We start from the raw sequence: 11,708 nt of genomic DNA, 5'->3' as shown, positions 1-11,708 counted from the left end.
TTGTCCGTCGGGCCGAGGACCTGGCCAAGCTGGCCCCGGAAAACCCCGAGTTCGTGCCCGCCGTGGGCCCGCAGCAATACCGTGCCAGCAACACCTTCAGCGAAGCGACGGCGGCCATCACGCCCGAGCAGCGCGCCGAGGTCGCGCGCGCCTCCATCGCGCCGTGCCGGGCCGAAAACCTGATCGCCGCGGGCTTCCTGCTGGACGGCCAGACCTTCGTGGCCTTCGCCAATTCGAACGGCAACTTCGGCTATCAGCGCGCCACCGGCATGGACTACACCTGCACGGTGCGGACCGCCGACGGCCGGGGTTCGGGCTGGGTCGGCCGCAACCTGCAGGATTCGAGCCGTTTCAACGCCGGCGATGACATCCAGATCGCCATGCGCAAGGCGGCGGCTTCCGCCGACGCCCAGGCGCTGGAGCCCGGCAAATACACGGTGATCCTGGAGCCGGCGGCGGCCGCCGGCTTGATCTCGTTCATGTTCAACTTCTTCGACGCGCGCCCGGCCGACGAAGGACGCAGCTTCCTGTCCAAGGCTGGCGGCGGCAACAAGCTTGGCGAGCAGGTCTATGACCCGCGCGTCAACATCTTCGCCGATCCTTGGCACGACGAGGCGCCGGTCATGCCCTGGGACGACGAGGGCCTGCCGCGCGAGCGCCTGCCCTTCGTCGAGAACGGCAAGATCGCCAACCTGATCTACTCCCGCTATTGGGCGGAGAAGCAGGGCAAGACGGCGGTCGGCCAGCCGGGCAACCTGATCATGTCGGGCGGAACCAAGTCGACGTCGGAGCTGGTGCGCGAGACCGAACGCGGCATCCTGGTGACGCGCACCTGGTACATTCGCATGGTGGACCCGCAGACGGTGTTGCTGACGGGCCTGACCCGCGACGGCACCTTCTACATCGAGAATGGCGAGCTGAAGTATCCGATCAAGAACTTCCGCTTCAACGAGTCCCCGGTGATCATGCTGAACAACATCGACGAACTGGGGCGGCCGGTGCGCGTGGCCGGCGACGAATCCTCGTTCCGGATGATGATCCCGCCGATGCGTCTGCGCGACTTCACCTTCACCTCCCTGTCTGACGCGGTCTGACGGGAGGATGGACGGCGGTCGGCTCACCCGCGCGGACTGCCTGCGACTGCTGGCCGGCGGCGCGCTGGGCTCCCTGATTTCGGGACGCCCGGCCGTCGCCGCGCCGACCTATGACTTCTGGTTCACCCGACTGCGCTACGATTCCGGCGACTGGGACGTGGACCAGCGGATGCCGTCGAACATCCTGACCTCCCTGGTCGACTACACCAGCCTGCGGATCGACCCGGAGGAGCGGGTGGTGCGCCTGTCCGACCCGGCGATGCTGCGGGCCCCGTTCTGCTATCTGGCGGGGCACAAGCTGGTCGAGTTCAACGCCGCCGAGGCGGCCAACTTCGAACGCTATGTCAGGAACGGCGGCTTCGTCTTCGTCGACGATTGCAACCACGATATCCACGGCCTGTTCGCCACCTCGTTCGAGCGGCAGATGGCCAGCCTGTTCGGCGCCGACGCCTTGACCAAACTGCCCAACGACCACGCCCTGTATCGCAGCTTCTTCCAGTTCGACGGCCCGCCGGCCACCAGCTTTGAGCTGAACGGCTGGGGCGACGACCTGGTGCACGACTATCTGAAGGGCATTGTCGTCAACGGACGGCTGGGCGTGCTCTACAGCAACAAGGATTACGGCTGCGAATGGGATTACGACTGGCGCAACAAACGCTTCCTGGCCGAGGACAACACCAAGTTCGCGGTCAATATTGTCATCTACGCCCTGACCGCCTGACCCCTCCCCGCCTGGAACACCGATGACCGACACGCCCAGCGAAGCCGAAATCAAGGACCGCATCGACCAGCTTGAGCGCCTGCGCCAAGCCATCGGCCAGGCCATCGTCGGTCAGGAGGACGTGGTCGAACAATTGCTGGTCGGGCTGCTGGCGGGGGGGCACTGTCTGATCGAGGGCGTGCCAGGCCTGGGCAAGACGCTTCTGGTGCGGACGCTCGGCCAGGCGCTGGCGCTGGATTTCCATCGCGTGCAGTTCACGCCGGACCTGATGCCCAGCGACATCCTGGGGACCGAGGTGCTGGAAGAGGATCACGGCACGGGCCATCGGCGCTTCCGTTTCCAGCCAGGCCCGGTCTTCACCAACCTGCTGCTGGCGGACGAACTGAACCGAACCCCGCCCAAGACCCAGGCCGCCCTGCTGGAGGCCATGCAGGAACACACCGTCAGCTACGCCGGCGTCACCCATCGGCTGGCCGAGCCGTTCTTCGTGCTGGCGACGCATAACCCGCTCGATCAGGCGGGCACCTATCCCCTGCCGGAGGCGCAGTTGGACCGCTTCCTGCTGAACATCCGCGTCGGCTATCCGACCGCCTCGGAAGAACGCGCCATTCTACTCCAGACCACCGGCGCCGGCGGCGCCGAAGTCCCGCAGGTGATGCAGGGGGGGGACATCGTCGCCCTGCAGAAGTGGGTTCGCCAGGTTCATGTGGGTGACGGGCTGATGGACTGGATTGTCGCTCTGGTGCGGGCCACGCGGCCGCAGCCGGAGGCGCCGGCGGTCGTGCGCGACTACGTCCGCTGGGGCGCCGGCCCCCGCGCCGGACAGGCCCTGATCCTGGCGTGCAAGGCCCGCGCGCTGCTGCACGGGCGTCTCGCCGCAACGCGCGCGGACGTGCTGGCGCTGGCCGCGCCGGTGATACGCCACCGCATTCTGCTGTCCTTCGCCGCCGATGCCGAGGGCAAGAGCGCCGACGCCGTGATCGCGGACCTGCTGACGGCCCTGCCCGCCCCCGCCTCGGCCTGAGGCGCCGATGTCGCCGCTCGACCTGCCTGCTGATCTGCGCAGCCGCCTGCGCCGGCTGTCGCTTAGGCCGCGTCGGCCGGCGGTGCTGTCCGCAGCCGGCCGGCACGACAGCCGCAATCGCGGGGGCGGCCTGGAGTTCGCTCAGTATCGGCTCTACGAGCGCGGCGACGACCTGCGGCGGATCGACTGGAAGCTGTACGCGCGCTCGGACCGGTTCTTCGTGCGCGACGCCGAGCGCGAGAGCCCCGTGGCGATCTGGATCGTGCTGGACGCCAGCGCCTCGATGAGCCAGGCGGACCTGGCGACGCCCCAGTGGAGCCGGTTCGACGCCGCCCGTCGCCTGGCCGCCAGCCTGATCCAGGTCGCCTTGCAACAGGGAGACCGTTTCGGCCTGATGGTCGCCTCCGCCGGCGCGTCCGTCGTCATCAAACCCGGCGCGGGGGCGCGTCATCGCGACCGAGTGGCGTTGACGCTGGCCGCGTTCAAGCCCGAAGGCGTCGCCTACTGGACGCGCGATGTCGCGGTGCTGGGCCAACGTCTGGGGCCCAGCGATCTGGTCCTGATCCTGAGCGACGGCTTTGACGACGATTGCGTCGCCGGGGCGGAGCGGCTGGCCGCCTCCGGCCGCGACGTCGCCCTGATCCAGATCCTGACCGCCGACGAACGCGACTTCCCCTTCGACGACGGCTACCGCTTCGAGGATCTCGAGTCGGACGGCCATGTGGTCGGCGACGGACGCGCCCTGCGCGCCGACTATCTGACCCGCATGGCCGAGGCCCGCGCCGCCCTGGTCGCGCGCCTGGACGCCCACGGCGTGCGCCATGCCCTTCATGTGGTCGACGAACCTGCGGACCGACCCATCCGGGCCCTGTTCGGCGAGGCGGCGCGGACATGAGCCCGGCCCTGCTCGCGCCCTTCGCCCTCGGCGCCCTGGCGGTGCTCGCGATCCCGGTCGTCATCCACATCGCCCGCCGAACCCAGACGCGCACCATCGCCTTCGCCGCCCTGCGCTGGCTGAACCCTCGCCCCAAGCGCCGGCGACGCCTGCGGATCGACGAGCGGAGGCTTCTGGCCGCCCGCCTGGCGCTTCTGGCCGCGATCGTCCTGGGACTGGCTCAGCCGGTGCTGCGCGGCCTGGCCGACGAACGACCCGTCTTGGCCATCGCGCCAGGACTGGATCCAGCCGCCCTGCCCGCCCAGCCGCACGCCCGACGGGTCTGGCTGGCTCCGGGATTTCCCTCCGTCGATCAGCCGGCGCCGACCGCATCCTCGACCGGAAACGTCGCCAGCCTGATCCGCCAGTTGGACGCCCAGCTTGCACCCGGCACTCCACTTGAGGTGGTCGTCCCGCCCGTGCTGGACGGCGTCGATGCGGAGCGGCCGCGCCTGTCGCGGGCCGTCGCCTGGCGCATCGCGGAAGGGACCTCGCCCTCCGTCCCGATCGCGGTGTCGGCGATCGTCCCGGCGCCGCCGCGCCTGACCGTCCGCTACGCCCCCGCCGCCGAACGCCAGGTCCGTTATTTCCGGGCCGCCGCCTCGGCCTGGACGTCGCCGGATCTGCGGCCGGCGTTCGACGCCGCATCGACCGGCCGGCCGCTGGGTTCGGACCCTGGCGTTCTGGTGTGGCTGGCGCCCGGCGCCCTTCCGCCTGAGGTCGTCGGCTGGATTCGCGCCGGGGGCGTGGCGCTTCTGTCTTCCGACGCCGTCCTGGCTCTCGACGGCGAGGCGGTCGCCGTCTGGCGCGATGCCGACGGCCAGCCGATCGCGGTGCAGGGGCTTGTCGGCAAGGGCCGCGTCCTGCGCCTGACGAAGGCGCTGACGCCGGCCGCCATCCCTGCCTTGGTCCAGGCCGATTTTTCCGACGTGCTATGGCGGCTGCTGGCGCCGCCTCCGGAACCGGCGCGCGCGGCCGCCGTCGATCATGCCCCGCTGACGGGGGGGCCGGCGCCTCAGCTTGCGCCCGTCGACGCCCGCCCCTGGCTGGCGTTGGTCATCGTGGTCCTGTTCGGGGTGGAGCGCTGGCTGGCGACCCGGCGCCGTCGAGCGGTGGCGCCATGACCGCCGCCCAGTCTTCTCTGAAGCAGCAGGCGCGTCAGCTACAGGCGGCCGCGCGCCGCCGCGTGGCGCTCGACACGCTGGCGATCGGCCTGCCGCCGACGATCGGCGTCGCCCTTTTGTGCCTGAGGCTGTTCGGCCCGGCGGTCGCGGCCGCCGTGGCTGTCGGTCTGATGTTGGCGATGTCGCCCGTCGCCGCCTGGCGCGTCCGCCGCCTGGACCGGAGCTGGCTTATCGCCCGACTGGACGCGGGGGCGCCCCAGCTGGAAGACAGCGCCGCCCTGCTGTTCCGGGACGCCGACGCCCCGCCGGGTTTCGCCGCCCTGCAACGCGAGCGCCTGGAACGCCGAACAGGCGCGCTGGAGCGTCTGGATTTGCGGTCGCGCTGGTCGCGCTGGCCCATCGCGGGGGCGGTTCTGGTCGGCGCGACGTTAGGGCTCGTCGGCGTCGTCTGGCCCCATGCGCACCCGCAAGACTCGGGGAGCGCCTCAACCGCCCGCGCCGCCGGAGCGCCGAAGGTGACGCGGACCCGGCTTCGGATCGTCCCGCCCGCCTATACGGGCCTGCCCCCGCGCGAACAGCCGGCGCTGGACGCCCGCGCGCCGGAAGGATCGCGCATCGAATGGCTGGTCGACATGACGCCGACGCCGGCCGCGGCCAGATTGATCTTCTCGGGCTCGGACGCCGTGGCGCTGGCCCAGAGGGGCGGCGACTGGCGCGGTGCGGCCACCCTGACCACCTCGACCCTCTATCGCCTGGAGGCCGAGGGGCTGGAGCGCCAGCGGCTGCACCGGCTTGACGCCGTCGTCGACGCCGCCCCGGTCGTTCGCATCGTCGAGCCCGACGCCCAGCTGGTCCTGACGCGCCCCGGCCAGACGCACTGGACGCCGGTGTTCGAGGTCGCCGACGACTATGGCGTGGCACCCGGCGCCGTGCTGCGCATCGCCGTGACCCAGGGCGAAGGCGAGAACATCACCGTCACGCATCGGACCCTGACCTTGACCGGTCGCGGCGAGGGTCGGCGCAAGCGCTTCTCCGTCACCCTGGACCTGGCGCGCGAGGGTCTGGCCCCGGGCGGCGACATGATCGTTCAGTTGGCGGCGCGCGACAATCGCGCGCCTCGACCGCAGACTGTCGAAGGCCCCAGCGTGATCCTGCGCTGGCCGTCGCCCCAGGGGCTGGAAGGCGGCCTGGACGGCATGGTCCGCCAGACCCTGCCCGCCTATTTCCGCAGCCAGCGCCAGATCATCATCGACGCCGAAGCCTTGATCGCCGATCGCCGCCGGATCGACGCCGACCGCTTCCAGAGCCGCTCCAACGCCCTGGGCGCCGACCAGGCCCAACTGCGCCTGCGCTATGGCCAGTTCATGGGCGAGGAGACCGAGGGCGGCGGCAGTTCGGGCGGCGTCGCCCTGCCCACCAACGACGCGCCCGCGCGCCCGGCGCTTCCGACCAACGATGCGCCCGCGCCCGCCCCGGCAAGACCGCCGGAAACCGATCACGACCACGCCGACCACGACCATGATGACGAACCGTCTGGCTTCGGCTCGCAGATGGATGTGACGGCGCAGTTCGGCCACGTCCATGACACGCCAGAAGCGGCGACGCTTTTCGACCCCGGCACGCGCGACACCCTGCGCCAGGCGCTGAACGCCATGTGGGGCTCAGAACGCGCCCTGCGCCAGGGTTTACCCGAAGACGCCCTGCCCTACGCCCACCGCGCCCTGGAATTGCTGAAGGAGGCGCAGCAGGCGACGCGGATCTTCCTGGCGCGAACCGGCGCGAACCTGCCGCCCGTCGATCTGTCGCGCCGTCTGAGCGGAAAGCGAGACGGGATCGTCGGCGGAGCCTTCGCCGCCCTTCCCGACCGCACGGTCGACGCCACGGTCGCCGACGCCTGGCGGGCCCTTCAGGATCGTCCGGGCGCGACGGCGCCGGTGATGCTGGACGCGCTGGATCGTTGGGTGCGAGACCACCGCGCCCAGCTGCCCGACCCGCTGGCGCTGACGGCGGCCATAGACACGCTGCGCAACGAGCCTGATTGCCGGTCTTGTCGCGCCCGATTGCGCGCCCTTCTGTGGACCGCGCTGGATCGACCCCCGCCCGCCGTCCAGCGCCGCACGGCGCCGGACGCGCGCGGGCGACGCTACCTGGACGCCCTGCAATGACGGGAACCGCCTCCATCCCGGTCTGGGTCGGCGCCGCCATCGGCCTGATCGTGGCGATCAGCCTGGCGCGGCTGGTCCTGTGGCGACAGGCGGCGCCGGCCGACCAGCGCTCGCCGCTGTGGCGGCCGGCCCTGCTGATGTCGCTGACCGTCGCGGCGGGCGCCTTGCTGCATCTGACCCTGTTTCCGCCCGCCACACCGCTGCGGACCGGCGCTCTGGTCGTCGCCACGCGCGGAGCGCCCAGCGTGATCGCCACCCGCCCCGGAGACCGACTGGTCGCCCTGCCCGAAGCGGGCGGCGTGGCGGGGGCGACGCGGGCGCCCGACCTAGCCACGGCCCTGAGACGGTTTCCCGATGCCGCCCGGCTGCGGATCGTGGGCGCCGGACTGGACCCGCGCGACCGTCAGCCCCTGCCGCTGGCGGCGACCTATTCGCCGCAGCCGCTTCCGCAGGGGATTATCGAAGTCGCACTGCCCCAACCCGTCGCGCCCGGCGGGGCGTTCAACGTGGCCGGACGGATCGGCGCCCTGGCTGCTGGATCGGTCGCCCTGGTCGATCCGGCGGGCGCGGTCGTGGATCACGAAGCCGTCGTCGCCGGAGCGCCCTTCGTGTTGCAATCCCGCGCGCGGGCGGCGGGCCAGACGCTTTTCGAACTGCGCCTGCAAAACAGCGCCGGCCGCACGATCGAGAAGATCGACGTTCCGGTCGACGCCCGCCCCGTGTCGCGCCCTCGGATCCTGGCGCTGGAGGGCGCCCCGAACCCGGAGACCAAATACCTGCGTCGATGGGCGCAGGACGCTGACATCGACCTGCGCCTTCAGGTGGATCTGGGGGGCGGCCTGCAGATGGGCGATCCGCCCGGCGCTTTGACGGCGACCGGGCTGCGGGACGTCGATCTGCTGGTCATCGACGACCGCCGCTGGGGTGGCCTGTCGCCCCAGGTGCGCGGGGCCGTGACGACCGCGGTGCGCGAGGGGATGGGCCTGTTGCTGCGCCCAACCGGCCCCCTGTCCGGCGCTACACAGCGGGAATGGGCGACGCTGGGCTTTCCTTTGAGCGGCGGGGGCGATGCGCGCGAGGTCGAATTGGCCCGCTCCCCCGCGGCCGCGGCAAGCGCCGATCCCGCCGCGCGCGCCGAGACCTCAGCCCCCCTGGAACGGCGCGACTTCACCTTGGCGGGAACCGAGACGGCGTCCCTGCTGCGCGCCGCCGACGGCACGGAGTTGGCCGGTTGGCGCCCGCTGGGCCTGGGCCGGGTGGGCGTCTGGACCGTCGCCGACAGCTATGTGCTTGTCCTGACCGGCCGGGGCGACACGCACGGCGCGCTGTGGAGCGCCTTGTTCTCCGGCCTGGCGCGGCCCGAGCCGACCCGCCGCCTGCACGTCGACGGCTTTCCGAACGCGGGGGTGCGGCTGGCGGCGTGCGGGGTCGCTGCGGATACGGTCGTCATTGATCCGGCCGGGCGGGAAAGCCGCCTTCTGATCGATCCCGCCGCCGGCGACCAGGCCTGCGCCGCCTATTGGCCGCAACACGCGGGGTGGCATGTCGCACGCGCGCCGGACGGCGCGGAGACCGCCTTCTACGTCCATCCGCGTGAAGCAGGCCGGTCGCTGCAGATGTTCGAGGCGCGCCAGGCGACCCTTCAACTCCTCGCCTTGTCGAGCGCGCGATCGTCTGCCCCGGCGGCGCATGAGGCGCGCGGCGCCGCATGGCCCTGGTTCGTCGCCCTGATGGCGGTTCTGGCGTTGCTGTGGACGGCCGAGCGCTGGCGACCCAAGCGGGCGGCGTTCGCACACTGACGCCCGACGTCTCCGAGGCGATTTCGCTTGCATAATCATATAAGGATATCCTTATATGACGCCATGACCCTGACCGCGGATCAAACCGTCGAAGCCCTGCGCGCTGCTGGCGAACCGACCCGGCTGCGCGTGTTGTCGCTGTTGGCGGGGGAAGAACTGTCGGTTATGGAACTGTCCCGCATTCTGGACCAGAGCCAGCCGCGCGTGTCTCGCCATCTGAAGCTGATGACGGACGCGGGCCTGATCGAGCGCTTTCCCGACGGCGCGCGCGTCTATTACCGCCTGTCGCACGACGCCCAGTCGCGGCGTCTCATCGATACGGTTCTGGACATCCTGGCCGACGACGCCGGCGAGGCCGATCATCGTCGCCTGGACGAGGTCCGTAAGGACCGCGAGGAAGCCGCCGCCGCCTATTTCGAACAGATCGCGCCCCAGTGGGACAGGCTGCGCTCGCTCTACGTCAGCGAGAATGCGGTCGAGGCGGCGCTGGAGCAGGCCGCCGGTCCTGGGCCGTTCGAGCGCGTGGTCGACTTGGGCACCGGTTCGGGTCGGATGCTGACCCTGTTCGGCAAGAAGGCCAAGATGGCGGTCGGCCTGGACCTCAGCCAGAACATGCTGAACATCGCCCGCACCAATGTGTCGAAGGCTGGGCTGGACAAGGTAGAACTGCGACACGGCGATATCTTCGCCACCCGCCTGCCGGTTCACAGCGCCGATCTGGTGATCGTGCACCAGGTGCTGCACTATCTGGCCGATCCCGCCGCCGCCGTGGCCGAGGCGGCGCGGCTGGTCGCTCCGGGCGGGCGGCTTCTGATCGTTGACTTCGCCCCGCACGACTTCGAGCACATGCGCGAGGCGCACCAGCATCGCCGCCTGGGCTTCGCCGACGCCGAGATCGCCGACTGGTTGAAGGAGGCCGGCCTGGCCAGCTTCGCCCCCATCGCCCTGCCGCCTGATCGCGAGGGCCTGACCGTGACCATCTGGACCGGCGAACGGCCCGCCGTCCCCTCAGCCGTCCAAGATCGAAAGACCGCCTGATGGCCAGCCTGTCCGAAGCCCGCGCCCTGTTGCTGTCGCCGCTCGGCCCCGTCGCGCGAGCCGGCTCGAACCATGCGCCCGTGCGCGTGTCGTTCGAATTCTTCCCGCCCAAGTCCGACGAGGCCGAAGCCAGTCTGTGGAAGGCGATCCGGCGGCTGGAGCCGCTGAACCCCGCCTTCGTCTCCGTCACCTATGGCGCCGGCGGATCGACCCGCGAACGCACGCACCGCACGGTCCAGCGCATCATCGCCGAGACCGCCCTGCGCCCCGCCGCCCACCTGACCTGCGTGGAGGCCAGCCGTGACGAGGTGGACGAGGTGATCGAAGGCTACAAGACCATCGGAGTCGACCACATCGTGGCCCTGCGCGGCGATCCGCCGGGCGGAGACGGGATCGGCGGCGTCTATCGACCGCGCGCCGACGGCTATGCGAATGCGACCGAACTGACCGCCGCCATCGGCCGCGCCGGCGGGTTCGAGGTGACGGTCGGCGCCTATCCCGAGAAACATCCCGAAAGCCCCTCCATCGATCACGACATCGACGTCCTGAAGGCCAAGGTGGACGCCGGCGCGACCCGCGCCGTCAGCCAGTTCTTCTTCGACATTGACGCCTTCCTGCGCTTCCGCGACCAGGTGCGCGCGGCGGGCGTGACCATCCCCCTGATCCCCGGCGTGATGCCGGTGTCGAACTTCAACGGCCTGAAGCGGATGAGCGCGTCCTGCGGCGCCGCGGTGCCCGACTGGCTGGCGGCCCATTTCGACGGCCTGGACGACGACCCCGAGACCCGCAAGCTGCTGGCCGCCTCAGTCGCCGCCGAGACCTGCGCCCGGTTGCAGGAAGAGGGCTTCAGCGACTTCCACTTCTACACCCTGAACCGGGCCGACCTCGTCTATGCCATCTGCCGGGTGCTGGGCGTGCGAGAGCAGCAGGCGTTGGCGCAATGACCTCTCCCCTCACCCGCGCGGAACGCATCGCCGCGCTGCATCAGGCGGCCAAGGAGCGCATTCTGGTCCTCGACGGCAGTTGGGGCGTGATGATCCAGCGTCGCGGCCTGTCAGAGGCCGACTTCCGCGCCGACCGCTTCGTCGCGGCCAACGGCTATGACGAGCGCGAGCAGATGAAGGGGAACAACGACATCCTCTGCATCACCCGGCCCGATGTCATCGCCGACCTGCACGACCAGTATTTCGCCGCCGGGGCCGACATCTCCGAGACCAACACCTTCTCCGGCACTACCATCGCCCAGGAGGACTACGCCCTGGACGCCCAGGCGGTGTGGGACATCAATCTGGAAGGCGCCAAGCTGGCCCGCGCCGCCGCCGACCGCTGGACGGAAAAGGAGCCGCACAAGCCGCGCTTCGCCGCCGGCTCCATCGGCCCGTTGAACAAGATGCTGTCCATGTCCTCGGACGTGAACGACCCCGGCGCCCGCAGCGTGACCTTCGATCAGGTCTATGCGGCCTATCGCCATCAGGTGAAGGCGCTGAACGAAGGCGGCGTCGACCTCTATCTGATCGAGACCATCACCGACACGCTGAACTGCAAGGCGGCGATCAAGGCGATCAAGGACCTGGAGGACGAGGGGCTGGAGCCCCTGCCCATCTGGATTTCGGGCACCATCACCGACCGCTCGGGCCGCACCCTGTCGGGCCAGACGGCCGAGGCCTTCTGGAACAGCGTGCGCCACGCCAAACCCTTCGCCGTCGGCTTCAACTGCGCCCTGGGCGCCGACCTGATGCGACCCTTCATCGCCGAGCTGAGCCGCGTCGCTGACACCTTGGTCGCCGCCTATCCCAACGCCGGCCTGCC

Annotated in this window: 10 protein-coding genes; all 10 read left to right on the top strand. The window is 70.6% G+C overall.

Going from position 1 to position 11,708, the window contains the following annotated elements:
- Positions 1-1,094: TldD/PmbA family protein (locus B2U11_RS12720; protein WP_292072194.1), on the top strand; the 1,094-nt coding region annotated here is incomplete at its 5' end.
- Between the two features lie 7 nt (positions 1,095-1,101).
- A complete protein-coding gene (locus B2U11_RS12715; protein WP_292072192.1) occupies positions 1,102-1,815 on the top strand; it encodes a DUF4159 domain-containing protein in 714 nt (237 codons plus the stop codon).
- Positions 1,816-1,837: 22 nt separating this feature from the next.
- Entirely contained in the window at positions 1,838-2,839 is a 1,002-nt protein-coding gene (locus B2U11_RS12710) for an AAA family ATPase (protein WP_292072190.1), read from the top strand.
- Between the two features lie 7 nt (positions 2,840-2,846).
- Positions 2,847-3,734, top strand: coding sequence for a DUF58 domain-containing protein (locus tag B2U11_RS12705; RefSeq protein ID WP_292072188.1), 888 nt, complete (start codon positions 2,847-2,849; stop codon positions 3,732-3,734).
- A complete protein-coding gene (locus B2U11_RS12700) occupies positions 3,731-4,897 on the top strand; it encodes a BatA domain-containing protein (RefSeq protein WP_292072186.1) in 1,167 nt (388 codons plus the stop codon). Before B2U11_RS12705 ends, B2U11_RS12700 begins: the two co-directional genes overlap by 4 nt.
- Positions 4,894-7,062, top strand: coding sequence for a DUF4175 family protein (locus tag B2U11_RS12695; protein WP_292072185.1), 2,169 nt, complete (start codon positions 4,894-4,896; stop codon positions 7,060-7,062). The genes B2U11_RS12700 and B2U11_RS12695 overlap by 4 nt, the downstream gene beginning before the upstream one ends.
- Positions 7,059-8,861 carry a hypothetical protein gene (locus B2U11_RS12690; protein WP_292072183.1) on the top strand — a complete coding sequence of 601 codons (1,803 nt, stop codon included), beginning with the start codon at positions 7,059-7,061 and terminating at the stop codon, positions 8,859-8,861. The genes B2U11_RS12695 and B2U11_RS12690 overlap by 4 nt, the downstream gene beginning before the upstream one ends.
- 63 nt (positions 8,862-8,924) lie before the next feature.
- Positions 8,925-9,899, top strand: a complete 975-nt coding sequence (locus B2U11_RS12685) for an ArsR/SmtB family transcription factor (RefSeq protein ID WP_292072182.1) — start codon at positions 8,925-8,927, stop codon at positions 9,897-9,899.
- Positions 9,899-10,843 carry a methylenetetrahydrofolate reductase [NAD(P)H] gene (gene metF, locus B2U11_RS12680; RefSeq protein WP_292072179.1) on the top strand — a complete coding sequence of 315 codons (945 nt, stop codon included), beginning with the start codon at positions 9,899-9,901 and terminating at the stop codon, positions 10,841-10,843. The genes B2U11_RS12685 and metF overlap by 1 nt, the downstream gene beginning before the upstream one ends.
- Positions 10,840-11,708, top strand: an 869-nt coding sequence (locus tag B2U11_RS12675) for a homocysteine S-methyltransferase family protein (protein WP_292072178.1), incomplete at its 3' end; no start/stop codon positions are given. The genes metF and B2U11_RS12675, both read left to right, overlap by 4 nt.

Origin of the sequence: Brevundimonas sp. UBA7534, assembly GCF_002479325.1 — a bacterium.
GTDB lineage: Bacteria > Pseudomonadota > Alphaproteobacteria > Caulobacterales > Caulobacteraceae > Brevundimonas.
The sequence above is the reverse complement of the archived record's forward strand: the minus strand, read 5'-3'. Positions and strand labels throughout refer to the sequence as shown.